The sequence below is a fragment of the Methylobacterium sp. E-045 genome, assembly GCF_022829685.1.
Classification (GTDB): Bacteria; Pseudomonadota; Alphaproteobacteria; order Rhizobiales; family Beijerinckiaceae; genus Methylobacterium.
Genome location: NZ_JAKSYE010000122.1, coordinates 43,154 through 63,995, shown reverse-complemented (window position 1 = coordinate 63,995; position 20,842 = coordinate 43,154). Strand labels below are relative to the sequence as shown.

General features: G+C 60.5%; 31 protein-coding genes, 1 tRNA gene and 1 pseudogene. 23 read left to right on the top strand and 10 right to left on the bottom strand.

All coding sequences use genetic code 11. The features are described 5' to 3' along the window. Positions 1 to 17 precede the first annotated feature (17 nt). From MKK51_RS22510 to MKK51_RS22480, 8 genes are all read left to right on the top strand, one after another. Positions 18 to 344: a hypothetical protein gene (locus MKK51_RS22510; protein ID WP_243981131.1), complete on the top strand. Its 327-nt coding sequence runs from the start codon at positions 18 to 20 to the stop codon at positions 342 to 344. Then, on the top strand, positions 341 to 553 hold the full coding sequence (locus tag MKK51_RS22505) for a hypothetical protein (protein ID WP_243981129.1): 213 nt from the start codon (positions 341 to 343) through the stop codon (positions 551 to 553). Before MKK51_RS22510 ends, MKK51_RS22505 begins: the two co-directional genes overlap by 4 nt. 463 nt (positions 554 to 1,016) lie before the next feature. Further along, positions 1,017 to 1,220 (top strand): hypothetical protein, encoded by a 204-nt coding sequence (locus MKK51_RS22500; RefSeq protein WP_243981127.1) that lies wholly within the window; start codon positions 1,017 to 1,019, stop codon positions 1,218 to 1,220. Further along, on the top strand, positions 1,217 to 1,933 hold the full coding sequence (locus MKK51_RS22495; protein ID WP_243981125.1) for a hypothetical protein: 717 nt from the start codon (positions 1,217 to 1,219) through the stop codon (positions 1,931 to 1,933). Before MKK51_RS22500 ends, MKK51_RS22495 begins: the two co-directional genes overlap by 4 nt. Continuing rightward, positions 1,930 to 2,331, top strand: coding sequence for a DUF6950 family protein (locus MKK51_RS27650; protein ID WP_409565747.1), 402 nt, complete (start codon positions 1,930 to 1,932; stop codon positions 2,329 to 2,331). Before MKK51_RS22495 ends, MKK51_RS27650 begins: the two co-directional genes overlap by 4 nt. A 479-nt stretch (positions 2,332 to 2,810) precedes the next feature. Next, positions 2,811 to 3,107, top strand: a complete 297-nt coding sequence (locus tag MKK51_RS22490) for a hypothetical protein (protein ID WP_243981124.1) — start codon at positions 2,811 to 2,813, stop codon at positions 3,105 to 3,107. A gap of 52 nt (positions 3,108 to 3,159) precedes the next feature. Further along, a complete protein-coding gene (locus tag MKK51_RS22485; RefSeq protein WP_243981122.1) occupies positions 3,160 to 3,348 on the top strand; it encodes a hypothetical protein in 189 nt (62 codons plus the stop codon). Between the two features lie 7 nt (positions 3,349 to 3,355). After that, positions 3,356 to 3,589: a hypothetical protein gene (locus MKK51_RS22480; protein WP_243981120.1), complete on the top strand. Its 234-nt coding sequence runs from the start codon at positions 3,356 to 3,358 to the stop codon at positions 3,587 to 3,589. Here the strand turns inward: MKK51_RS22480 and MKK51_RS22475 are convergent. After that, on the bottom strand, positions 3,586 to 3,795 hold the full coding sequence (locus MKK51_RS22475; RefSeq protein ID WP_243981118.1) for a hypothetical protein: 210 nt from the start codon (positions 3,793 to 3,795) through the stop codon (positions 3,586 to 3,588). The two genes, MKK51_RS22480 and MKK51_RS22475, sit on opposite strands and share 4 nt — an antisense overlap. 414 nt (positions 3,796 to 4,209) lie before the next feature. Here MKK51_RS22475 and MKK51_RS22470 point away from each other — a divergent pair, with 414 nt between their 5' ends. The 3 genes from MKK51_RS22470 to MKK51_RS22460 all read left to right on the top strand — a co-directional run bounded on the left by MKK51_RS22470 (position 4,210) and on the right by MKK51_RS22460 (position 7,344). Further along, entirely contained in the window at positions 4,210 to 5,595 is a 1,386-nt protein-coding gene (locus MKK51_RS22470) for an AAA family ATPase (RefSeq protein WP_243981116.1), read from the top strand. Continuing rightward, on the top strand, positions 5,567 to 6,211 hold the full coding sequence (locus MKK51_RS22465; protein ID WP_243981114.1) for an RloB family protein: 645 nt from the start codon (positions 5,567 to 5,569) through the stop codon (positions 6,209 to 6,211). Before MKK51_RS22470 ends, MKK51_RS22465 begins: the two co-directional genes overlap by 29 nt. A gap of 479 nt (positions 6,212 to 6,690) precedes the next feature. Beyond that, the gene (locus tag MKK51_RS22460) at positions 6,691 to 7,344 is read left to right on the top strand and encodes an SOS response-associated peptidase (RefSeq protein WP_243981109.1); all 654 of its coding nucleotides are present in this window, start codon (positions 6,691 to 6,693) and stop codon (positions 7,342 to 7,344) included. A 53-nt stretch (positions 7,345 to 7,397) separates the two neighbouring features. On the opposite strand, the gene MKK51_RS22455 is transcribed toward MKK51_RS22460, so the two are convergent. After that, positions 7,398 to 7,622: a hypothetical protein gene (locus tag MKK51_RS22455; RefSeq protein ID WP_147833233.1), complete on the bottom strand. Its 225-nt coding sequence runs from the start codon at positions 7,620 to 7,622 to the stop codon at positions 7,398 to 7,400. A 105-nt stretch (positions 7,623 to 7,727) separates the two neighbouring features. Between MKK51_RS22455 and MKK51_RS22450 the strand changes: the two genes are divergently transcribed. Continuing rightward, on the top strand, positions 7,728 to 8,453 hold the full coding sequence (locus tag MKK51_RS22450) for a thermonuclease family protein (RefSeq protein WP_243981108.1): 726 nt from the start codon (positions 7,728 to 7,730) through the stop codon (positions 8,451 to 8,453). Between the two features lie 288 nt (positions 8,454 to 8,741). Here MKK51_RS22450 and MKK51_RS27440 read toward each other — a convergent pair whose 3' ends face one another. Further along, the gene (locus MKK51_RS27440; RefSeq protein WP_313898831.1) at positions 8,742 to 8,897 is read right to left on the bottom strand and encodes a DUF4113 domain-containing protein; all 156 of its coding nucleotides are present in this window, start codon (positions 8,895 to 8,897) and stop codon (positions 8,742 to 8,744) included. A gap of 339 nt (positions 8,898 to 9,236) precedes the next feature. On the opposite strand from MKK51_RS27440, the gene MKK51_RS22440 reads away from it, so the two are divergent. Together MKK51_RS22440 and MKK51_RS22435 are read left to right on the top strand one after the other, a co-directional pair. Continuing rightward, the gene (locus MKK51_RS22440) at positions 9,237 to 9,710 is read left to right on the top strand and encodes a lysozyme inhibitor LprI family protein (RefSeq protein ID WP_243981106.1); all 474 of its coding nucleotides are present in this window, start codon (positions 9,237 to 9,239) and stop codon (positions 9,708 to 9,710) included. 6 nt (positions 9,711 to 9,716) lie between these two features. After that, positions 9,717 to 9,923: pseudogene (locus MKK51_RS22435) on the top strand (adenylosuccinate synthase); the annotation flags it as partial. A gap of 71 nt (positions 9,924 to 9,994) precedes the next feature. Here MKK51_RS22435 and MKK51_RS22430 read toward each other — a convergent pair. Then, complete coding sequence (locus MKK51_RS22430; RefSeq protein WP_243981104.1) at positions 9,995 to 10,189, bottom strand: hypothetical protein; 195 nt, start codon at positions 10,187 to 10,189, stop codon at positions 9,995 to 9,997. Between the two features lie 217 nt (positions 10,190 to 10,406). Between MKK51_RS22430 and MKK51_RS22425 the strand changes: the two genes are divergently transcribed. The 3 genes from MKK51_RS22425 (at position 10,407) to MKK51_RS22415 (ending at position 11,894) form a co-directional block, all read left to right on the top strand. After that, complete coding sequence (locus tag MKK51_RS22425) at positions 10,407 to 10,562, top strand: hypothetical protein (RefSeq protein WP_243981102.1); 156 nt, start codon at positions 10,407 to 10,409, stop codon at positions 10,560 to 10,562. Positions 10,563 to 10,869: 307 nt separating this feature from the next. Beyond that, positions 10,870 to 11,397, top strand: a complete 528-nt coding sequence (locus MKK51_RS22420) for a MucR family transcriptional regulator (RefSeq protein WP_243981100.1) — start codon at positions 10,870 to 10,872, stop codon at positions 11,395 to 11,397. 122 nt (positions 11,398 to 11,519) lie between these two features. After that, a complete protein-coding gene (locus MKK51_RS22415; protein WP_243981098.1) occupies positions 11,520 to 11,894 on the top strand; it encodes a DUF4440 domain-containing protein in 375 nt (124 codons plus the stop codon). Between the two features lie 899 nt (positions 11,895 to 12,793). On the opposite strand, the gene MKK51_RS27300 is transcribed toward MKK51_RS22415, so the two are convergent. After that, positions 12,794 to 12,919, bottom strand: coding sequence for a hypothetical protein (locus MKK51_RS27300; protein WP_279601278.1), 126 nt, complete (start codon positions 12,917 to 12,919; stop codon positions 12,794 to 12,796). 297 nt (positions 12,920 to 13,216) lie between these two features. Between MKK51_RS27300 and rpsN the strand changes: the two genes are divergently transcribed. Further along, the gene (gene rpsN / locus MKK51_RS22410; RefSeq protein WP_243981096.1) at positions 13,217 to 13,522 is read left to right on the top strand and encodes a 30S ribosomal protein S14; all 306 of its coding nucleotides are present in this window, start codon (positions 13,217 to 13,219) and stop codon (positions 13,520 to 13,522) included. A gap of 120 nt (positions 13,523 to 13,642) precedes the next feature. Here the strand turns inward: rpsN and MKK51_RS22405 are convergent, their stop codons facing one another. Further along, positions 13,643 to 13,975 (bottom strand): hypothetical protein, encoded by a 333-nt coding sequence (locus tag MKK51_RS22405; protein WP_243981094.1) that lies wholly within the window; start codon positions 13,973 to 13,975, stop codon positions 13,643 to 13,645. Positions 13,976 to 14,126: 151 nt separating this feature from the next. On the opposite strand from MKK51_RS22405, the gene MKK51_RS22400 reads away from it, so the two are divergent. Beyond that, positions 14,127 to 14,660, top strand: coding sequence for a MucR family transcriptional regulator (locus MKK51_RS22400; RefSeq protein WP_243981092.1), 534 nt, complete (start codon positions 14,127 to 14,129; stop codon positions 14,658 to 14,660). A 354-nt stretch (positions 14,661 to 15,014) separates the two neighbouring features. On the opposite strand, the gene MKK51_RS22395 is transcribed toward MKK51_RS22400, so the two are convergent. From MKK51_RS22395 to MKK51_RS22385, 3 genes are all read right to left on the bottom strand, one after another. Further along, positions 15,015 to 15,233 (bottom strand): hypothetical protein, encoded by a 219-nt coding sequence (locus MKK51_RS22395; RefSeq protein ID WP_243981090.1) that lies wholly within the window; start codon positions 15,231 to 15,233, stop codon positions 15,015 to 15,017. Positions 15,234 to 15,485: 252 nt separating this feature from the next. After that, entirely contained in the window at positions 15,486 to 16,616 is a 1,131-nt protein-coding gene (locus MKK51_RS22390) for a carboxylate-amine ligase (RefSeq protein ID WP_243981088.1), read from the bottom strand. Positions 16,617 to 17,124: 508 nt separating this feature from the next. Beyond that, entirely contained in the window at positions 17,125 to 17,610 is a 486-nt protein-coding gene (locus MKK51_RS22385) for a hypothetical protein (RefSeq protein ID WP_243981086.1), read from the bottom strand. Between the two features lie 370 nt (positions 17,611 to 17,980). Here MKK51_RS22385 and MKK51_RS22375 point away from each other — a divergent pair, with 370 nt between their 5' ends. From MKK51_RS22375 to MKK51_RS22360, 4 genes are all read left to right on the top strand, one after another. Beyond that, on the top strand, positions 17,981 to 18,640 hold the full coding sequence (locus MKK51_RS22375) for a hypothetical protein (RefSeq protein ID WP_243981082.1): 660 nt from the start codon (positions 17,981 to 17,983) through the stop codon (positions 18,638 to 18,640). A 77-nt stretch (positions 18,641 to 18,717) separates the two neighbouring features. Then, positions 18,718 to 19,359, top strand: a complete 642-nt coding sequence (locus tag MKK51_RS22370) for a hypothetical protein (RefSeq protein WP_243981080.1) — start codon at positions 18,718 to 18,720, stop codon at positions 19,357 to 19,359. 131 nt (positions 19,360 to 19,490) lie between these two features. Further along, positions 19,491 to 20,177 carry a hypothetical protein gene (locus tag MKK51_RS22365; protein WP_243981078.1) on the top strand — a complete coding sequence of 229 codons (687 nt, stop codon included), beginning with the start codon at positions 19,491 to 19,493 and terminating at the stop codon, positions 20,175 to 20,177. Positions 20,178 to 20,179: 2 nt separating this feature from the next. After that, a complete protein-coding gene (locus MKK51_RS22360; RefSeq protein WP_243981069.1) occupies positions 20,180 to 20,491 on the top strand; it encodes a hypothetical protein in 312 nt (103 codons plus the stop codon). A gap of 231 nt (positions 20,492 to 20,722) precedes the next feature. Here the strand turns inward: MKK51_RS22360 and MKK51_RS22355 are convergent. Then, positions 20,723 to 20,796: transfer RNA gene (locus MKK51_RS22355), tRNA-Gln, on the bottom strand. Positions 20,797 to 20,842: the final 46 nt, after the last annotated feature.

Below are 20,842 nucleotides of genomic sequence, written 5' to 3'. Positions count from 1 at the left end.
CAATTCAGGAGATGGCAATGACCGCCACTTGCCGTTGGCGCCGATCCGACATCACCGACGAAATGGTCTGCCGGGCTTATGTCGAGATGGGAGCGTTGCGAGATGCCATTCCGCCGATGGAGATGGCCCAGCATTCCTTCACGACGCCTGGAATTGAACCGGCTTTCGAATTCGAATTTGTGGACGAGATCCTCGTTCGCAATACTGGAGCGCCATGGAAGGTGGTGGATGCCGCGATCGAACGTGCCTACGATCACGGGCTGATCGAATTCGGCGTCACCATGCGCAGCGGCTGGCTGACAGATAAGGGCAAAGCGCTGCTCGCGCTGAAGGAGGAAATATGAGCGAATTCGAGAAGGGCGCAATTGATGCCCTCAAGGATATGAAGAAATGGCACGTGGCGGAGCGCGCAAAGCTTCCGAACAACGACGAGGAGTTTGCTGCTCGGAAAGCCGTACACGATCGGGCGATCGAGTTCATTGAGGATGAGATCGGGAGGCGGGGCGCAGATATGGCTTCAGCCCCTGCCGGTACGATCACCAGTGGCGGCTAAGGCCGCATCATCGCTTCATTGCCCCGATAGGCCGCTCAGCAGCCCGCTGGGCGGCTTTCTTCGTTTCGGCCGGGCAACGGCGGCTTCTCCTCCATCACGAACCACCTGACGGCTGCTGCAATGATCTTTTCGCTGGGCATGCCGCTCTTTCGGGCGAGGAGCCGAAGCCGAATGTGCAGATCGCGTTCCATCTCGACGGCATAGGTCCGCCTACGTCGGGTGGCCGGACGATTCGATTGATCTGCCGGCTTATGCTCTGCGACCGGTCTCTCTACCGGTGGGGTTATCTCCGGCGGCGTCAGAAATCGAACCCGAGGCGTTCTTTTGCGATGTGTTTCGCCAGCCAGGGACGCGACCGAACTAGCTCGTCGGAAAGCGCCAGCCCCAGGAAAATTACGGTGGTGAAATTTCATTCCGATAGGCATATCCTATTACCAGTGGCATACTATGCAAGGAGTACCCTATGCGATCTCGTACAGCCCTTGGCCTCGCGGCCTTCCTGTTCCTCAGCATCGGTGCGACCGGTGCCAAAGCCGATCCGATCCTGACGCCGCTTATCGCTGCCTCTCTCAGTGGAACGGCCCTCGCCGGTACAGCCTTCACCATCGGAGCCGCCTCAGTAACCTATGCGTCCATCGCCCCCTATTCGCTCAAGGCACCCAGATGACAGCGATCAACGCATGGGCCGCAAAGGATTCGGCGACCGTCTACACGGATGGGGCCTGGATTGGAGATGACGGTAGGCTCCTCTGGATCGCCCCTAAGGTGGTCCCGCTTCCGCACATGAACGCCTGCATGGTGGTGCGTGGAAACTCACAGACGATTCACGTTCTGCAAAGCCACTTGCCGTCCCTTTTCACCTCGTTTGACCAAGCTGTGCGCGATGTCGGTCCTCTGATCCTTAATCCGCCGCCTAACCTCCGGGCCGCTATGGGCCCCAAGAGCTTTAATGGTTGGCAGCTTATGTTGCTGGGCTACTCTGAGCACGTCGGGCAGTTCGCTGGCGCTTTCATGCAAGGCACCATTGAATACGGGGAGCCGGGTTGGAAGACAGAACCATTCGTTCGCCTCCTGACCCCTCTTTCGCCAGACCTCGTTGCCCATGTCGAGCCAATGCATGGCGACCCCGGTGCCAGCGAAGCTGGCGCGGTTATGGACCGGCAGCGGCGCATCCTTAACACCGATCCGGCCGGCGTGCCCGGCTATGTCGTCGGGGGCTTCTGCCAGCGGACCCACATCACCCGCGAAGGCATCACTACCTCCATCGTCCGGCGCTGGCCCGACAAGATCGGGGAGCCAATTGCCGGCCCGATCAAGGCCCAGGGCTCCGTAAGCGATCCCTTCCGCATCACGGCATCGGGAATCCCCGCCTTCGCATGACCCTAGCCGAGCACCTTCGCACAGGCGCTTCGGAGCCCTTCGTGTGGGGTGTCGCGGATTGCTGCCTGTTCCCTTCGGACTGGATCCTGACCCAGACAGGCATCGACGCGGCCGCACCGCTTCGAGGCCGATATCGGACGCCCGTTGGGGCAGCCCGACACATCAAGCGCCGCGGCGGCTTCGTCCGCATGGTCTCGGACCTTATGGCCGCCGCCGGTTTCTTGGAGACCGACGACCCGCAACCCGGTGACGTGGGAGTGATCCATCTTGGCGACGGCTTTGCTTTCGCGATCCGGACGCGCGTCGGATGGGCCAGCAAGTCCCTCTCGGGCCTCGGATGCGGGCCGTTCCGCCATGTGGTCGCTTGGACTATCCCATCGAAGGCGCAGCCCCAATGAACCGCGCCCATGCCGTGGCCATCTTGCGTCAGCCGCCGGGGGATCGAGACCCAAGCCTTCGCCTGCTGCTGAGGCTTCACCGCAGCGCCCTGTCTGAACTCGACATGCAGAGCCCCGACAGGCTCATACGGATGCGCCACTCTCGGCACTCACGGGCCTTAGTCAGGATCGAGCAATTGGCACGCAAGGCAGGTATCGGCGATCTCTGAAAGCTGAAGAGTTCCCTGCCCCGATGATGCTTCAGGGGCGCCTTAATCGAGAAGCATCGCACCGGCCTCTACGCCGAGGCGTTGCGTGTGCTGACCGAGAAGCGGGATAGGGAGGGGAAGTAGCCCTTCGACGCATGTGGCATCCCAGGCATAGCGACCGAGCTCACCCTCCCCTATCCGGTGGCGACGTCAGCATCACCAGCCTTCAAGATCGAACCCGGCAGCCCGCAGGCTTGGCGTGAGGCATTCCTCTACATGAAGCCAAGCGTGGTGCCGAGCTCTGGACTGACGCCAGCCAGCTGGCAAGCCATTCACACCGCCTCGCTGGATTTCCTCAACAAGCACGCCGACGAGGCTGGCCGGCTCGGCTGGACGACGCTGCGGCTCTTCGGCGTCCATCCCGACCTCGGCGTGATCCGCTCCGACTTCTGCAGAGCCATGGTTCTGAGCGGTGATCTCGTTTCCGAGGTTCAGGCGGACTTCATCCGGTTCGAGCGGACGCGATACTTTCGAGACGTGCCAGGCCGGTCGAAGGGCGCAGTGCCGATCTGGGCTGCGAGGCGGTAGGCGGCTTGGCCGTGTACCCTATGTCCTCGCGGGCACCGCCAGGAACCCGACCATGAGCACCGAACGCGCCGACGGATACATCGAGGCTTTGGCCGGCATGAGAGCGACGATCCAACGCCGGATCTACGAGCCCGACATCACGAATGACGGCAAGCTCGAACTCCTCGATCTGCTCTCGCTGTTGGACGACATGCTGAAGGGCGGGACGCCTCCTAAGGACCACGACAATGACGCGCCGTAGCCGCTGAGTGGCAGCTTCTGAGCACCCCACGATCCGCTTTCCCCTTCGCATCACCGAGGTAGGCGAGGCCATCGCCATGCTGGACGCGTTGGAAACGCACTGTGCGTATGTCTACCATGAGGACGAACCGATCCGCCGATCCAGCGCCAAGCGGGTCACGAAGGCCGAGGCCGAGGCCGAGGCGGTGGAGATGGCGACGGTGATCGCGCGGGCGCTGACGGCGGAGTTTGGTGAGCCCTAAACCGGCTCAGCCACAGCCGGCAGACCCAGCCAGTCCAACGCGGCGTCGAAGGATCGGAATAGCCGCTCTCTGATCGTCCCGGCTTCTTCCACGAGCGACACCCGCCAGCTCGTCTTGCCTTCCTCACGCGCCAGATTGCCGACGACCTCGCCACCCTGGATCAGGTGATGCTCGTCAGGCCCGATGCGGTAAAGGCTCAGAGGCATGGCCGGAGGTTCGGAGAGCCCCCCAAAATCGCATGACTATGGCTGATGGCGGGTTAATGCGAGCCGTCAAGCCCAAGTGACCGAAGACTCCGGCTCCCCCCGCTTTACGGCGTTTAAAGCGTCAGCGAGATCGTCGGCGTTGGTTACGCGGGCAAGCTCATGGTAGCGATGATCGGGCAGCGTCCGCTGGAGCGCATCAGTGGGGGATAGGGCGGCCTATCGCAAGCAATTGCTCCATCTCCATTCCTACGCTTGAGACAATCTGCTGGTCTGACTGGGAAGAACCTCAGGGGTGCCTAAGTGCCTCAAATTTGTGGCCGATCTCCAAGCTAACGCCAAAAACCGCAAAATTCGTGGACTTTTCACGAATTTGCCTCTAAGGCAGTAGCTTGTAGCTCGTAGCGTATGGACCAAATGCTTCTCGCTCTCAGAATCAGGAATTTCCTCTCGTTTAGAGACGAGGCAGAAATTTCCTTGATTGCCCACAAAGCGGATAAAACTCTGCGCAGCAGCCTAATCAAGGCGAAAGTTGCAGCAAGGAAAACCGTCGATCTGCTTCCGGTAGTAGCAATTTATGGAGCAAACTCCTCTGGAAAAACGAACCTACTGAAGTCTGTTGATTATCTTAGATCAGCAGTCCTACATTCACAATCGAAATGGGAGCCAGACGGCGGAACTCGGGTAAGGCCTTTTGGCGACAAGCACGGTCGAAACGACCTCACCTCGATCGAGGTTGAGTTCATACTTGAAGACGTTCGATACGTCTATGGTATTGTAGCACATCCGGGTTTTTTCGCAGAGGAGTGGCTTAAGTCATTCCCTCTCGGCAGAGAAAGGCCGTTATTTCAACGCATCTCCAGCGTTAGCCCCGACTTTTACAAATTGAAGCCCGGCAGCGAAATTGAAGGTCAGATAAAGGTTAACGCAAGCGAACATTTCACTAAAGACCTCGAGTATCTGGATGGCGCAGTCACTCGATGTAGGCAAAACAGCTTGTTTTTGTCCGTGGCCGCTCAAGACAACCATCCAATTTGCCTAAAGATCTATCAATGGTTTAGAAGCATACAAGTCGATAATATATCGATTTCAACGGATCGCTCTTTTGCCATGTCGGCCGCAGAGCTTATTGCAAGCGATCCGCAGTCCAAATCTTCTATACTCACTGTTATGAAAGCCGCAGATCCCAACCTGGTGGATATACGGGTTCAAAAATCTGATGTATCATCATCTCCACCGGATTTTCTGGAAGACGTGGGCGCAAGGTTCCGCGAGAGATATTTTCGCGATTTTCGTTACAAAGTTCACTTTACGGTGCTCGATGGATCCAAGAAACTCAATCTTCCACTTGAAGCGCAGTCAAGAGGCTTCCAAAAGCTTTTTGCCTTAAGCGCCCGCGTCATGTCTGCGTTAAGAAAAGGCGGACTATTTGTTGTTGATGAATTAGAGTCCAGCATACACCCACATCTTGCGAGATTTATTGTCGATCTATTTCAAAATCCCGAAGTAAATGTCGGAAAGTCTCAGCTGATTTTCACAACACACGATACTAATATGCTAGATCAATCTCTATTGCGTCGAGATCAAGTGTGGTTCGTCGAGAAGGACAAATGTTGCTCTGAGCTTTACTCGCTGCTCGAATTTAGCCCACGAAAGGACGAGAATCTTGAAAAAGGATATCTCAGAGGAAGGTATGGTGCCATCCCAGCGCTGGGTTTAAGCGCAAATTGGCTAGGTTCACAAAACATACAGCACGAGCTTGAGCCCTTGCCCAATGATGAAGAGCAAGCGCTCGATGGCTGAGCGGTCAAAGCGTTTCGTTCAACGCGATCTTGAACGTCGAGCGTTAAAAGTTAGAAATCCGCGAAAAGTCACTGCTGTTGCATATGACGGCAGAAGGACCGAGGCCGAGTACTTCCGCGGATGGCAGCGGAAACTTGGAACTATAGGAATGGTCTTGGCGCCATTCTACGTGAGAAGTGGTGGAAATGCGCTGAAAGCTGTTGAGGCCTGCTTAGTTCAGTCTAAGTCCGACGGACCATTCGATGAAATCTGGTGTGTATGTGATGTGGACGACACGAAATCTGGTGACGTTCAAAAGGCGAAAGCTTTAGCTAGCCGTGAAAGCATCAATCTTTGTCTCTCTTCACGCTGTTTTGAGGTCTGGCTAGCTCTGCATTGGTGCCGAATTTCACTTGCTTCACTACAAACCGAACAGGAAGCGATTAATTTGGTGTCGCAACACCACTCAGCCTATAGCGGAAAAAGCAAAGAGGTTCCGTTCGAAGTTCTTTTCGGCAAAACGCGAGATGCATGTCTTCATGCTGATTGGCTCGCTCAACAGGGACTCGCCAACCCAGCTACAGATGTTCATAGGCTCATCAGGAAATTCTACAATCTGATCGCGCAAAAGAAATAAACTATGAATTTGAGTCAAATATCTACTATTGCTGCGTCAATTTTAGAATTCTGGTGCTGAACAGTACCCTTGCCCCCGATGCTGCCAAGCTCTTTGCTTCATATGCGGGATCAGTCTTTACCCTTCAGGGCCTTCGCGGTATTCGAATCAAGCAAGCGGATGCCGAACGGGTGTGAGCCGTGCGGGGTCATATCGCTCTCTCAGGATGACCGACAGGCGATGAAGCGCGTCGGGTGGGGATAGGGCGAAAGGCTAAGCATGCGCGTCGCATCCGTGCGTTCGGTTCTCGGTGGCCTGTTCCCGCTCAATGGCAGCGAGCAGGTGCGTGTGCTTCTTTGACTCCTCGCGGATGATCCGCGCACCCTGTTCAATCCGACAGCCTTCCATGCGGTCATACCACCTCGCGAGTTTGGTTTCCGGGGTGCGCGGAACTGCTTGGAAGGTCACAGTGCCATTTTAGGCAGCCACGGACGCGAGCGATGTGCAACCTCTACAGTTTGGTCACCTCACAAGCGGAGATCCGTGAGGCGTTCGGCGTGGGGGAGGACCGCGCCGGCAACCTGCCGAGGATACCCGGCATCTTCCCCGACCAGATGGCGCCCATCGTGCGGATCGAGGGCGGCAGGCGGACCCTTGAGATGTTCCGATGGGGCATCACCGGACCGAAGCAGTACGGTGAGCATCCCGTCACCAACGTCCGCAACGTGAAGAGCCCGCACTGGCGACCTTGGCTCAAGCCGGAATACCGCTGCCTCGTCCCGGTGTCCTCCTTCAGCGAGTACGCGGACACCAAGCCGAAGAAGACGCTCACATGGTTCGCCCTCGATGACGACCGGCCGCTCTTCGCCTTCGCCGGCATCTGGCGGCCCTGGACCGGCGTGCGCGGCACCAAGGCCGAGAACCCCGACCGCGAGGAGGCCGAGCACCGGCTGTTCTCGTTCCTCACCTGTGACGCCAATGGAATCGTTGGCCCGGTCCACCCGAAGGCAATGCCCGTCCTACTGACGACGCCGGAGGAGTGGCGGACGTGGCTCGAAGCGCCGACCGAAATCGCTCTTGAGCTCCAGCGCCCGCTGCCCGACGCCATGATGAAGGTAGTGGCGACAGGCGCGCGGCGCGATCCGGCAGAGTGAGGATCGCATCGCGGCCGGCCTGGTGCTAGGACCAGACCGGCCGGGAAGCCGTCTTACCGGGCCGAGGCTTCCGCGTCGGCAACAAGGCGGCGGGTCGCGGGGGCACGCGGGGTCAGGGACGGCGTGGTCGTCAGCTCGGAAGCCGGACGCACAGATGCCGTAACGCGAGCCTGTTCACGGTAGAGCGTCGGCGTGATGTTGACGCGATCTTCAGCCATCGCCGTACCGGTCAGGGTGGCGGCGGCGAGAGCGGCGAGCACGATTTTACGAACGGTCATGGTACTTATCCCTCAAGAGTTTCGGGGTCTGAACCCCGTTTCATGAGAGGGATATGCGCTGCGGTGCACCATCATTCCAACAGATCAAATCGATAGCCGGTATTGATGAAATCGATGCTTGTTTCCGCTCTTGTTCTCGTCCTGTCCATAGCTCCTGCATTCGCGGCCGAGCCCATCACTGGCCGGGCCTCGGTGGTTGACGGTGACACCCTCGACATCGGCGGCACCCGCATTCGGCTCCATGGGATCGATGCGCCTGAGAGCGCACAGCTCTGCCAGGATAAGGCTGGGAAGGCCCTCCGATGCGGACAGGCGGCTGCACTCGCGCTGGCCGACCGGATCGGCTCCGCGACCGTCTCCTGCGATTCTCGGGACACAGACAAGTACGGGCGCACCGTCGCGGTCTGCCGGAGGGGTACGGAGGATCTGAACCACTGGCTGGTCGCGCAGGGCCATGCCGTCGCGTACCGCCGGTACTCGGAGGACTATGTCCCGGACGAGGACACCGCGAAGGCGAGGAAGCTCGGGATATGGGCTGGCTCCTTCACGGCGCCGGGAGACTGGCGCAAGGGCGAGCGTGCCATGACAATGGGGTTCTCGGCGCCGGGCGGCCCGGATGGTCCCATTCCCTCGCCACCGCCCCCGCAGCCGGCGCTCAAGGCCGGCGGCTGCGCGATCAAGGGCAACATCAGCCGGAAGGGCGAGAAGGTCTTCCACGTCCCCGGATCGCGCGATTACAACCGGACCCGGATCAGCGAGAAGGACGGCGAGCGCATGTTCTGCTCGGAGGGCGAGGCGAAGGCGGCCGGGTGGCGGGCGCCGCGGGGATGAGCTGGCTCGGTGACCGATTGGCATCCGTTCCGCGCTAGCTCACGGACCGGCTGCGACCTGGCCGCTTCCGCCGCGAGGTCGATGCCAAGGCGACATCTCTCATCGCCGCTCATGGGCCGCTGGCCTACGCCGAGGCCCGCAAGCTGGCCCGGATCAATCGAGATGGCCAAGCCCGGTACTGGGGGCGTGTCGCGGTCGAGATAGCGCGACGTGAGGGGCGACAAGTCAGGGTGACGGGCGCTGACCGGTATCCCGGCCTGTAGGCCCCTTGGCAGGGATCGGACTTTATCACGACAGGACGAGGGCCGTCGGCAGTTCGCTGACCTGCGTCGTGTATCGTGGGCTGCGCATCTCGAACTTCGTCGACCACGTGCGCTTCTTCTCCAGGCCCACCCGAGCCGGCACGACGGCACCGCGTCCGAAGCGCCGAATACACCTGTCCATTGCCGCTATCAGCGGAACGCTGCGCTCGCGGTCGAGCTGGTCGATCAGGGCGCGCTGGGTCTCCTCCAGCAGCTTGAGGTCAGTGGTGATGACGCCCGCCTTGCTGTAGCGCTACGGCCGATCGTCAGGCGCCTCACGGTAGGTGTGTGCGACGCCTTCACGGGCCGCCTTGTTGAGCGGTAGCGCGTCGTTCGCTGCCACAGGCGGGGTGATCATCGTGGAGACTAAGCGCAATAGGTCGCTGTGGTATGCGGATCGGGGTATAGAGGAAGAACGAGGCGTCACGTCACTGCTCACAGGGCACTTTCTTCGGCTCCATACATGATCGTAGGACTCTCGATGCGCTTTCTTCTGCCGGTTGCACTGCTGGGTGTTGTCGTCTTGGCCCCAGGGCGTGCGGCAGCTGAAGGTCTCACGACCGATGATCCGACGTTGCGTCCGTACCAGGAGCGCACAGAGAGCTACCTAAAGCGATGCCGAAACGATCTTTCGCATGTCGAGAAGAGCAGCTGCTATGCAGATCAGGTGGCGGCCCTCCGCATTCGGGTCAATTCGGAACTTAAGAAGCGTATGGCAGAGGCAGAGGCAGAGGCGGCCGATGGTGAAATAGGCGGTCTTACTGGCGCGGAGCGGGCGAAGAAGCTGAAGGCGGGGCTAAAGCGCACGCAGTCCGCATGGGATGCCTACGTCAATGCAGATTGTGGCTTCGCGCTTGAGGAGGTGAGCATGGGCGGCGGCAATGGTGGAGACCTCGAGATGGTTACGTGTCAGATCCGCCAGTTTGTTGCGCGCTATAACGAACTTCGCCGCTGAGCCTTTGCTGACCGCGAAGGCGCTCCGGTCAGCATTGGCGTCGATCAACTCCGGCGAGGCAACCCCCGCCTGACGCCGCTCGCGATTGGCCAGATGGTCCGCAAGCACCGTAACATCCTCGATGTCTGCTTGGGCGAGCGCGGGTATGCGCTGGTCGACTATGCCGATCAGGGACCGGGCAGGGGAATGGAATTCGAGATCGTGCTTGCTTGAGCTTTCAGTGATGAGCGAAAGGCCCCGCGCGGCCGGAGCCATGCGGGGCAGGGGCGGCGTTACTTGGAGGCTTATACGAGATCGTTCTGATCCTCGGGATCATCAGACAGCCGCTCTGCCGGATCAATGGTCTCTTGCGTATGGCTACCTTCGATCTTCGGGGTCTTGGTGATTACCTGATCCATCGGCACGTTCAGCGGATCCTGTGTATCCGGCGCGGTCGACGGGCCTGCCTCGTCGGTTTGGGACGTTTTCTTCTCGGTCATGGTTTCCTCGATGACTCTTGAATGAGACCAACTGCTGGGCGAGACGGATGTTCGAGCCAAGGCTTGTCTCACGTCATTTGCGCGGGCGCGCAGGTTTCAATGGAGAAGCTCGAACTGCTTTCGCTGGGCGCGACCAAGGGAAAAAACGATGGTGCCAACGCAATCTCGATATGTGCTGAGACCGCTCAAGGGAATTGCGGGACTCGGTCTCTTATGGTTGAGCTACGAGATCTGGTTCGAGCTGATAGCGTATCTAGCCCGCGATAGCGCTTTGAGCTGGATCGCAGCGACCGCGCTTGGCTGGCTGGGGATACGCTGGATCTTTCGCAGCCTGGAACCCAATCCAGAATTCGAAAAACCCGCCGCCGCGTGAGCCGGGCGCGGCGGGGGCGACTATACAAGGCTGTGGAGTGCAGGGACGGCTACCTCTGCGATCGTCTCCTCAGGAGTGCGTCGGGCAAGCGGAGCTGCTGACTTCGGGGAATAAGGCATTCCCTGATCGTTCGAAGCGAAGTCAGGGAAAATCGCCAGCCTGGGGAGGTGTATCTGACCCCGGCGTCAAAAGATTGTTACTCATTGTGGATTTTACCGATCTATATGCCTGATAACACATCCGGGCTGTTGATTTTGTTTCTTTCGGTGATTTAGGAGCTGATGATTGATCACGGAGAGAACACCAAATGACTGATACCCCGCAGAATTTCGCGAGCGATTATATCGAGATCGCGGCCGACATTGTTTCTGCATATGTCTCGAATAATTCCCTCCCCGCCTCTGAGCTTCCGAACATCCTTAACAGCGTGCATGCCGCGATCAGCGGCCTTGCCGCCGGTGGATCGGCCTCTGCTCCCACGGATGATATCGAGAAGCCGACCCCCTCGCAGATCAAGAAGTCAATCACGCCAGATGGACTGATCAGCTTTGAGGACGGCAAGCCCTACAAAACGCTCCGTCGACATCTGACGATCCGGGGCCTTAGCCCTGAGGCCTATCGGGCGAAGTATAGCCTGCCCGCCGACTACCCCATGACGTCGGCCAACTATTCGGCTGCACGGTCCGCCCTGGCTAAGCAGCTCGGTCTTGGGCAGCAGCGGAATGGTGCCTCGAAGGCTGCCGCTGCTTCAACACCGCGGGAAGAGGTAGTGTCGGAGGCGCCCGCTCCTGAGAAGAAGCGCACCGGTCGTCCGCGCAAGGCTGTCGCCGCTTAGGCCAGTTCGGCGGCGAGCCGCGCTCAGACTGAGCCGGCTCCCATTTCGGGTGCTGCAACACGGCAGGAACGATCCCCGCCCTGGAATCTTCTCTGACAGATAAGAGACCACGGGAGAGCATCATGGACGACGATCGCGTTTGGTCCTTCGAGAAAAGTCTCTGGACCGGTGGTGCCGATCACTACCGCGAGTTGGTCGACGACGAATGCCTGATGGTGCTGCCGCAGCCGCCCTTCGTCCTGAGCGGATCGCAGGCGATCGAGGCGGTGGCGAATACGCCTCGATGGTCGGAAGTGGAGATTTCCGAAGGGCAGATCGCGCGGCCTCAGGAAGGGCTGATCGTCATCGCATACCACGCCAAGGCTGCCCGGGACGGTGAGACCTATGAGGCTCACTGCACCTCAACGTACCGCCGACTCTCACATGATAAATGGAGCGTCGTTCAGCACCAGCAGACGCCTCCGTTGGTAGGCTCCGCGGCCGAGAAGGCGGATTGATAGGATAGCTGCAGTCCAAACCCTCTACGTCACTGCCCCGGCGAGAGCGGGGGCGGGGGTTTTTCGCCGCGGGAACAGGCATAGGTCGAACGGATTGACACGTCTCCCCAAAGATCAAGGACGTGCCATGATGCGCCTACCAATCCTCGCGAGCGCTTCAGCACTCGCAATGTTGATGATCCTACCGGCTATGGCGCAGGGGGTGTTCCCACCCAACGGCGAGCGCGGCGTCGTCATTCAGAACCAACCGAACACCACCGGCAACAGCCGCGACAGGGTCATATCTTATGGAGCGACCGGCGCAGACACGGTAACTACAAACTCCGCAGCCGGCGGAAACGCTAGTCGCCCAGAGCAGGCGTTTCCGAATGGAAGCGCAGGTGGCGGAACAGGCGGGCGATAGACATTCCAATCTCGGGTATACTCTGAAGCTTGCCCATCTCAGTCCCGCCCGGCTCACGCCGCGGCGGGTTTTTCGTTTTGTCTGCGTAGTTTAGCCCGTACCAAGCGGGCGGTTCTTGGCGCCCAACCTGAAACTCAGATCGACAGCTCCTCGTTGGGGGGGCGAATGATCGAACCGAACGTCAAGCCATTTGGCGCCCATCTACTCGCGTCCACCGCAGCACGTCTCACCGAAGCAGATGCAGCATGGGTCGAGGAGCTGGCTGCTAAATTTGGTGCAGACCGCGTTGACGCAATGGCTGTCCACCTAAAGGGCAGAGGCGCAGAAGGTTCGAGGCTTCGCGCTCTATACGACCACCGCGAGAGGGCGCTCGCAGATTGGCGCTCAGCTCGCGGGATGGGCTGATAGCTTCTCCTCAAGCCCGGCCGCCGTCAGGGCGGGGAAGTTCTCCGGTCCATACTCGGCGGACGTCAGATCCCGCCAAGGCGGCCCGTCGTCAGAAGCTTCCACTCAGCGGCTCCGGCGCATCGCTTCCAGCTTCGGGAACCTTACGGGTGGGCTGCAGCATGTCGTCGAGCATGATCAGGAGGTTCGACAGCTCGAGCTTCCCATCCTCCGGCACGCTGCCCTCGCTTAATCTGCGCTAGATCGTGCTTCTGACGTTAGACAAAGCCTCACGATATCCCTCTACGCGTTCGGTGCTCATGCTCGGGTTCCCGGCGGCGACCGCGAGGAGGTAGGGCAGGCTTCCCGGTCGCCTACCGCTTCACCGCCCAGATCGGCACGGCCCCCTTCGGCTTGCCGGGCGTGTTTCGGAAGTCAATTTTCAGCTGGGACAGGATGAAGCTTTCCGCCGCGTGGACAAATGCCCGAGCCGTCGCCACGTTGAGCCTCTGCAGGCTGGTACGGAGAGATCGGCATGGCGAAGAAAAGTTCGATTGAAAAAAACAATCATCGCAAGGAGTTGGTTGCGAAGTACGCCGGAAAGCGAAAGGCGCTCCTCGCGACTGCCAACAACGAAGGCCTTGAGATGGAGGAGCGCTTCGAGGCTCGCCTCAAGCTCGCGGAACTGCCCAGCAACTCCTCGGCGACCCGGGTCCGCAACCGTTGCGGAATGACCGGTCGTCCGCGGGCCTTCTACCGCAAAATGGGCGTCTCGCGCATTGCGCTTCGGGAACTTGGCAACCGGGGTCTGATACCTGGCTTGGTCAAGTCGAGTTGGTAAGCGGAGCCGTGCGAGTACGAAGCCGGTGATGGGCCTTCAAGCGGTCAGGAGAGGTTCGAGGTTGGGCATGGCGCATGCCGTCCCCTTCATCGCCAGCCCCGGGCTCCAGCCTCGTGAACTTCACCAAGGCTGCGGCCGCGTCTCCATCTGATCCACCCGCTTGCGTCGGCCATCAGCCCGCTCGATCCAGATTTCAGCGGCGTCGAGGGCGAACTCTGGACCGTGGGCGTAATCCCACCGCCAGTTCGGGTCTGCGGTTGGACCCCACCTCAGATCGACGCCCTCCCGAAGGATCAGACGAAGGCGGAACTCCCCCTCATGCTGGCGGACCAATAAGAGCCTGAGGGTTTCCGAAGAAGCGATCCATGCTTCCGAAGACCCCAGATCCATAAAAATGCGGGGCGCATACTCGTCCGTCGTGATCTCGCGCCAAGGCGGCGGTTCGTCAGTCACCTGCAGCCTATCGCTTCATAGTCTGGATCGGCACCGCTTACTTCGTGCAAGGGTCCAAAATCATTCTATTTTGTTATCTGTTCCCGAATTGATTGAGACTGTGGCTAAAGATGCTCTATGGGGTACCCACTGGGCCTCAGAGAAAGACGTTATGACCGATCAGACCTCCGAATTTCAGACCAGCCACATCGAACTCACAGCCGACATCGTCGCCGCCTACGTCTCCAACAACTCCGTTCCGGTAAGTGCATTGCACGACCTGCTGAGCAATGTGCACGCCGCCATCAGCGGCCTTGCCAACGGGGGATCTGCCACGCTGGAAGCTGACAAGATCGAGAAAGCGACGCCGGCTCAGATCAAGAAGTCGATCACACCGGATGCGCTGATCAGTTTTGAGGACGGCAAGCCCTACAAGACGCTGCGCCGGCACCTGACACTTCGGGGTCTGACCGCTGAAGCCTATCGTGCGAAGCATGGCCTGCATGCTGACTACCCAATGACGGCTGCGAGCTACTCGGCGCAGCGCTCGGAGCTTGCCCGGGCTCTTGGCCTTGGGCAGGTGCGAAAGGGTGTGGCCAAGGCGAAGGCAGCCGTTCCGGAAGAGGCCGTCGCAGAAGAGGCCGCTTCGGCTCCTGAGAAGCCAAAGAAGGCTGGTCGGCCTCGTAAGACTGCCGTCGCCGTCTGATGGGCGTCGAGCGGCCTCCCTGCCCGACTACGACCCATGCAGTGGCGGGTTCAGCCCTGCCCTGAGCCGCTACTGCTGACAAGGGTACGGATCATAGCCCAGAGCGCTTGATGCTCTGGGCCGCCGCCGTCGAGACTTAGGAAGATGGGCAAGGCCATGTCTACGGTATGCCCGCCAGAGGCCTCGTTGGCAGCGTGTCGAATAAACGTGTGTCCTGTGGCTGCCTCGATCACGAGATGCCATCGGTCACCGTTTGAGCTGGTATAGAGCTCCCGCATCAGCCCCTCCCCTCCTGCTTGGCATCCAGCAAATGCAAGCCGTAGGCCCGGTGAGAGACGGATGCGCGAAGTTGCGTCAGATGATCCGTGCCTCGCCGATCTGCAGCTTGATCCGCTCGACGGTGTGGGAGCCTAGCGAGCCGACGTGACGTGGTGCAGGCCCTTCGGGCTCTCGTGCTGCGGCTACTTTGACCGCCTCGTCCACCGATTGCGCCAGGATCGCATAGACATGATCGGACCCGTCAGGCTGACGGACTGCAATAAGATAGGCGAAGTGAGCAGGCTTCTTGGGCATGCCTCTGCCGATGCCACGCTCGAGTGCTGGCGGGAAGCCCCGCAAAAGCCGGATCTCCAGAGGGAATGCGGCGAGAAGTAGCCCCCTCGCTCCGATCGACTGGTGCCAATACCCAGCGAATCTATTCGCGGGCTGGCAGAGTGGGTCTCCAAATTATTTTCTAAGAAAGAACGTCATCGGGCAGTATCCCTCCTCCCCTCCAATACGATCCAGAGGGTTGCCCTCAGATCCTGAATGCTGGTCCGAACGGACCTAGACAGCGGAAGGCCCAACAGTTTCAGCCGCAAGCCAGTCTATAACCGCACTCAATGCCTGCCGTTCGCTACCTCCAGCCTTTTGAGCGGCCTCGTACGCATCGATCTGTCCGTCAGCGCTAGACCCCTTACGAGCGATGGTGCGAGCGTGGTGGCATTCGGCCTCACAGCCGAGGACGGCGGCGTCCTCAGCTACGAGGTCGAGGAGGGCGTCGACAAGCTTTGGCAGGCGGACGCCCTTCAGCGTTGTCTCATCGATCAGCGTGGCGTGGATGCCCGAGCGCTCGGCGCGCCACAAGTTCTCCATGACGAATCCCCGCGACGCACCAGTGAGTCCCGCGTGGATGTCGGGGCGGCGATCGACGAGGCGCACGAGGCAACGGTAAAGCGCGGCAATGGCGAGTGTGTCCGCAAGCCGGGTGCAGCTGTCGGCCACGCGCAGTTCCAGGGTTGGAAACCGGATCGAGGGACGGATGTGCCACCAGAAATAGGTGGCATCCTTCACCGCGCCCGAATTCGTCATACCCTCGACGTAGCGGTCGTAATCAGCCGCATCCTCAAAGAGTTCGGGCAGGCCGGTGCGTGGGAGTTCGGCATAGGCCCGCATGCGATAGCCGGCGAGGCCTGTCCGTCGCTTCTCCCAGAACGGCGAGGAGGTGGAAAGGGCCAGCAGAACCGGCAGGAAGGGCATCAGCCGATTCATCAGGTCCACCCGCGCCTCCGGACGGGGAACCTCGACGTGGATATGCAGGCCGCACACTACCGAGCGGCGCCCCACGATCTGGAGGTCGTCCATCATATCGACGTAGCGCGATTTCTCGGTCGCTTGTTGCGCCGGCCATAAGGCAGTCGGGTGCGTGCCGGCGGCGAAGACGAGCAGTCCGTGCTTTCGACCTATCTCCGTCAGGCCGGTCCGCAGCCCTGACAGAACGCTACGTGCTTCCTCAAAACTTTCCGAGGGCTTGGTGCAAATTTCGACCTGGTTCTGAAGCAGTTCGCGCTCGACGCTATCAAGCCGCTTGGCCACATCCTTGTGGAAGCGCTCGACGGAGCGAGTCGGCGCGCCGCGCGACCGTGCGCTGGCGAGGAACATCTCCTCCTCGATGCCGAACTTGAACGCATGCGCCATTCGAACTGTTCTCTCTGGATTCGAGACCACTAAGGCCTTGCCCGTTCGTGCCGCTGCTCAGGTCGAGGGATGGCTCGCTGGCGACGTTGCGCGTCGATGAGACGGCCACCCATTCAATCCGCAGGCCCGCTTGAGCCGTGCATCGGCTCTGGCGACGAGTTGAGCAGATCGATCGCCGTCACCGCTGGCCGCAGCACGGTCCGCCGAAACGACATCGCGCTTGGCGAGGCGGTACAGCACGTAAGCGTAGAAGCGCGTGAGTGGCTCCGGCACCGACAGCCCTCCTCGAAAGTTGGGCGAGCATGCAAGATATATACGCGGATTGCGCCAAGGTGTGGACTGGAAGGCTGTCCGCAGCACTCCCGCCGCCCCGATCTGCTCACGGGGCCGGCGGGGTGGATCGTCCATCTCACACTGAGCCGGTACGCAACCTGGCTCTACGAGAGGATGCGGGCGGGGCGGTTAGCAGGAAGAAAAGTCAGGCATCGGCTCTTGGCTCAGATCAGGACTAGGCGCCAGCGATTGGCGGCTCAAGGACGGCACGTACGTCAACAGGTCCGCCCACGAGCACCTCGACCTGATCGCCCGGCGGCTCAGTCCAATACCGGACGGCGATCGGCGGCATGAAATCCACGAAGGCGCCGCTAGGCACGTTGTTGCTGATGAGGCCAAAATCCCCACGGTAAAACCGCGCATCGGACAAAGGCTCGACCTCGTAGATCGCTGACCCTCGCCGGAACCTATCTCGGAAGGCCCGGGCGAGCTCCAGGCTCTCCCACGTGAACAGGCAGTCGAGCCGCGAGACTGCATCAGGGGCGAGCGCCAGCCGGGCTGCCTCCAGAGCCATTTCCCACATCACGGCGCCAAGTTGCGGGCTCTCAATCCTTGCGGTGCTAGGACCAAACTGCCGCGCGGCCGAGCCGTATCGCCCCCGCGTGAAGTGGCCGCCAGGGCCGTAGCCGTCCGGCGCGACGTGATAGAGGCGGCGCGTCATAGGCCCTGCTCCTTAACCTTCGGCCCATGGCACCTTCCGCTCCCGAAATCGGATGCCGGCCCCTCCCCCGTTCTCGGGGATGAACTCGATACCCGCGGTTTCCAGTACAGAAATCACCGCCCTGACGTTGTTCGCCATGCCCGCAGCTGGGCCGTCGCTGGCCTCCATCCTCTTAAGGGTGGGGACGGAAATCGATGCAGCGCTTGCTAGATCGGTTTGCCCCATTCCCGTCAGGGCGCGAGCCGCCGCAATCTGTCTGCCCGATACCGTAGCATGATCTTTTTGGCTCATATCGATCTTTAAGTGTTGACCTATAGCGCGTTGTGATCCATAAGTATCGCAACGAGCTACTTAGTCAACGGCAATCGCAATGACCTTTCACTCCCGCACCATCTCTTGGTCCATGGTCCTGAGCGGCATTCGTAGCTCTGGCCCGTCAAAGGCCGAGTTCAACGCCGCCATGCTGGCCGAGAGCGCCGCCAAGCGCGATGCCGGCCGCGTTCAGATTGCGGCGAAGCATGGCCTCGTCACCGGTTCGACCTTCAACGTCCCGACGATCATGTCCTGCGCCATCGTCGAGGCTCGCAAGCACCGCCGGAACGATCCGACCCTGACCTGGGGCGCTGCCCTCTCCCGCGCTCTCCGGTTCTTCTGGGCCTGCGCCCACGCCGCTCGCCGCCTCGTGGTCCTGGCCGCCGCCCCTGTGGCTCCGATGCCTGCCGCCCTCCGTCGTGGCGTCCTGGCCAGCGCCTGGGCCCTCTTCCGCGAGTCCTACAACTATCCCCGCGTGCCGTTCCGCTCGCTCGGCTGGGGCTGCTTCACCTGGGCACTCAAGAAAGCTTGGGCCGAGGCCCGCGAGACGGCTCGCCTTGCTGCTCTCGGTGTCGAGGCATTGAAGGCCGCTGACGCTATCGAGCCCCGTGTCCGCGTCGGCCTCTCGACCTCCTACACGGACAGCATCCACGAGGTCGCCGCCCGCAACAACGCGGCCCGCCTTCGCGTCGCTGCCATGGCCTACGCGACCGCCTAGCAGCCCCGATCCCTGCCGGCGGGTAGCCGGCCCTCCTCCCCGATCCCACCGCCACGAGCCCTTTAGGAGCCCGAACAATGACGCACGCCCGCTTTCCCGATTTCAGCCAGCCCGTTCCAACTCGGACGATCGAACACGTCCCTCACGCCTCTGACCCGATCCAAGCAGCTATCGTCCGACATCGGAGCGCATACGACGCCTATCAAACCGCGCCAGAGGGCCAGGCCTCCGTCATTGCCAATGATGAGTACGAGGCGGCGACAGAGGCTCTTGTCGTGACCTCATGCGCGTCTCGATTCGGAGCGTTGGCGCTTCTGGCACACCTGCGCTGGTGGCTTGCCGAGGAGGCCGAGTTCGCTGCTGCCCATCAGCCTAGTTATGGCATCGCCGAGGCTCGTGCCGCAGATCTCACACTCTTCCTCGGCACGAACCTTCCACCGGTCGCCATACCCACGGCAACACCGATGGGGCGCTTTAAGTCTCCGTCATCGTCTCGGTCGGTGCCATCTTCGTCGATCTATCGCCGGCGCGCGCCAATGCGCCCAGAGAACGAGGTGCTTCCGGGTGAGATCGAGCCTTGGCAGGCAGTCGCGGCCGTCCGCCCGGACACAGCCTTCGTGAGAGCACTGAGGGTCATGGATGCTGCAGGCGATTTTCTCGCCACTGCAGTCATCATCGGGGGCGGTACCTTGCTTACCGCTCTCGCATCGCTTGCTTGAGAGGAGCCGCATCAATGGTATCCCCTAAATCAAAGCCTGCTTCCCGGTCGGACGAGCCCTCACTACGTGAACGCGCCGCGACGCTCGGCGCCACAGCAGCTCGCCTGCGCAGATCGGCCGCGAAAGAGCCGATGCATACCGTGTCGAGTGACTCCTCTACGGAGGAGCTATCAAGAACCCAGCTGCTTCATCAGCGCTGGCGGGTGGCGACTGAAGCTGCGAGCGCACATGGGCAAAGCTGGAAGCAGGACCCTGAGAGGCGGCATCTCTGTGAGGCTGCCACCGAAGCGGAAGAAGCGCTGCTATCGGCCCCTGTGACCAATCTCCGAGATTTGGCTCTCAAGACCGAGGTGCTCCGTACAAACATCGGCGTGAGCAGCCTGGACTCCGGACTGGCGCATCAAGCCGTCCTGGCGGTCTGTGAAGGCATAGAGGGGCTCGTGGCTTCGCAGGGGGGCGAAGTCGCCTTTAGAGCGTCGCGTCAAGCTAGCGATCTGACGAACATCGACAGCAACGCACTCGCCTACCTGTTCGATCTTTTTGAGATGATGCATTCGCAATGGCTCGCGGTGTCGTGCCAGCCGATCTTTGTCAGAAGCGGCAATCAGGCGGGCTTTCCTCCTTCGCTCGTGGATATCGAAGCGAGCCGGGTAGCGAATGCTCGCGACCGGATCGCTGACGAAATCAGAAAGCGTACCCCTCGAGACCCATCGGAGCGCGACACGCTGCTGAGCATTCGAATCAAGGATGAGATCCTATGCGAGGGGCGGATCCTGGATCGCGATCTCCTCCTCGATGCCGTGAAGGCTTGGGGCTGATCATGAGCAATGTCGTGCTCTTCCCAACCCGCCGCTCGGTCCCCGCCTCGGCCATTTCTCGCCATGAGTTCGAGAAGCTGGCTGACCTCGCTCTGGATATCGTTGAGCGGGTTATCTCACTGCTGGATGAGGTGGACGGTGATGCTGACATCAATCGCAACGGTGACATCCAAGGAGCGCCACAGGGAGCCTTGAGAATGGCCTCCTCGCCTCATCACACCTCAGTCACGAAAAAACTCCTTAGGCCGAAAGCCCTTGCCGGCCTGAGCTCTCAGCCCAGCTCGCATCTCATCGATGAAAGACCTATCCCGTAGGCCTCTCATGGGAGCGAGCATTCCAGCAGCTGCAACGGCGGTTTTAAGATCAGCCAGGTTGGCCGTTCGCTATCCGTCCCGTGTTCGATCTGTGTTGCACGGACCAGCCAGCGGCAGACCGTAACTCATTGTAATATCACACATCGTGTTGCAGCGGGTTGCAACACCTTATTGGGATAAAACAGGCAGCAAAAAACCCGCTAAGTCATTGACCGAGCGGGCTAAAAGCAGTGGCTGGGGGACGAGGATTCGAACCTCGACTAGAGGAGTCAGAGTCCACTGTTCTACCGTTAAACTATCCCCCAACGAACCCATGAAAGACACGGCGTTTGTGCCGCCGTTCTTCGAACT

What these genes read in the sequence shown, in the direction of transcription:
- MKK51_RS22510 (WP_243981131.1), top strand. Translation starts at nt 18, where the DNA reads ATGACCGCCACTTGCCGTTGGCGCCGATCCGACATCACCGACGAAATG.
- MKK51_RS22505 (WP_243981129.1), top strand. Translation starts at nt 341, where the DNA reads ATGAGCGAATTCGAGAAGGGCGCAATTGATGCCCTCAAGGATATGAAG.
- MKK51_RS22500 (WP_243981127.1), top strand. Translation starts at nt 1,017, where the DNA reads ATGCGATCTCGTACAGCCCTTGGCCTCGCGGCCTTCCTGTTCCTCAGC.
- MKK51_RS22495 (WP_243981125.1), top strand. Translation starts at nt 1,217, where the DNA reads ATGACAGCGATCAACGCATGGGCCGCAAAGGATTCGGCGACCGTCTAC.
- MKK51_RS27650 (WP_409565747.1), top strand. Translation starts at nt 1,930, where the DNA reads ATGACCCTAGCCGAGCACCTTCGCACAGGCGCTTCGGAGCCCTTCGTG.
- MKK51_RS22485 (WP_243981122.1), top strand. Translation starts at nt 3,160, where the DNA reads ATGAGCACCGAACGCGCCGACGGATACATCGAGGCTTTGGCCGGCATG.
- MKK51_RS22475 (WP_243981118.1), bottom strand. Translation starts at nt 3,795, where the DNA reads ATGCCTCTGAGCCTTTACCGCATCGGGCCTGACGAGCATCACCTGATC.
- MKK51_RS22470 (WP_243981116.1), top strand. Translation starts at nt 4,210, where the DNA reads ATGCTTCTCGCTCTCAGAATCAGGAATTTCCTCTCGTTTAGAGACGAG.
- MKK51_RS22465 (WP_243981114.1), top strand. Translation starts at nt 5,567, where the DNA reads ATGATGAAGAGCAAGCGCTCGATGGCTGAGCGGTCAAAGCGTTTCGTT.
- MKK51_RS22460 (WP_243981109.1), top strand. Translation starts at nt 6,691, where the DNA reads ATGTGCAACCTCTACAGTTTGGTCACCTCACAAGCGGAGATCCGTGAG.
- MKK51_RS22455 (WP_147833233.1), bottom strand. Translation starts at nt 7,622, where the DNA reads ATGACCGTTCGTAAAATCGTGCTCGCCGCTCTCGCCGCCGCCACCCTG.
- MKK51_RS22450 (WP_243981108.1), top strand. Translation starts at nt 7,728, where the DNA reads ATGAAATCGATGCTTGTTTCCGCTCTTGTTCTCGTCCTGTCCATAGCT.
- MKK51_RS27440 (WP_313898831.1), bottom strand. Translation starts at nt 8,897, where the DNA reads ATGGACAGGTGTATTCGGCGCTTCGGACGCGGTGCCGTCGTGCCGGCT.
- MKK51_RS22440 (WP_243981106.1), top strand. Translation starts at nt 9,237, where the DNA reads ATGCGCTTTCTTCTGCCGGTTGCACTGCTGGGTGTTGTCGTCTTGGCC.
- MKK51_RS22430 (WP_243981104.1), bottom strand. Translation starts at nt 10,189, where the DNA reads ATGACCGAGAAGAAAACGTCCCAAACCGACGAGGCAGGCCCGTCGACC.
- MKK51_RS22420 (WP_243981100.1), top strand. Translation starts at nt 10,870, where the DNA reads ATGACTGATACCCCGCAGAATTTCGCGAGCGATTATATCGAGATCGCG.
- MKK51_RS22415 (WP_243981098.1), top strand. Translation starts at nt 11,520, where the DNA reads ATGGACGACGATCGCGTTTGGTCCTTCGAGAAAAGTCTCTGGACCGGT.
- rpsN (WP_243981096.1), top strand. Translation starts at nt 13,217, where the DNA reads ATGGCGAAGAAAAGTTCGATTGAAAAAAACAATCATCGCAAGGAGTTG.
- MKK51_RS22400 (WP_243981092.1), top strand. Translation starts at nt 14,127, where the DNA reads ATGACCGATCAGACCTCCGAATTTCAGACCAGCCACATCGAACTCACA.
- MKK51_RS22395 (WP_243981090.1), bottom strand. Translation starts at nt 15,233, where the DNA reads ATGCCCAAGAAGCCTGCTCACTTCGCCTATCTTATTGCAGTCCGTCAG.
- MKK51_RS22390 (WP_243981088.1), bottom strand. Translation starts at nt 16,616, where the DNA reads ATGGCGCATGCGTTCAAGTTCGGCATCGAGGAGGAGATGTTCCTCGCC.
- MKK51_RS22385 (WP_243981086.1), bottom strand. Translation starts at nt 17,610, where the DNA reads ATGACGCGCCGCCTCTATCACGTCGCGCCGGACGGCTACGGCCCTGGC.
- MKK51_RS22375 (WP_243981082.1), top strand. Translation starts at nt 17,981, where the DNA reads ATGACCTTTCACTCCCGCACCATCTCTTGGTCCATGGTCCTGAGCGGC.
- MKK51_RS22370 (WP_243981080.1), top strand. Translation starts at nt 18,718, where the DNA reads ATGACGCACGCCCGCTTTCCCGATTTCAGCCAGCCCGTTCCAACTCGG.
- MKK51_RS22365 (WP_243981078.1), top strand. Translation starts at nt 19,491, where the DNA reads ATGCATACCGTGTCGAGTGACTCCTCTACGGAGGAGCTATCAAGAACC.
- MKK51_RS22360 (WP_243981069.1), top strand. Translation starts at nt 20,180, where the DNA reads ATGAGCAATGTCGTGCTCTTCCCAACCCGCCGCTCGGTCCCCGCCTCG.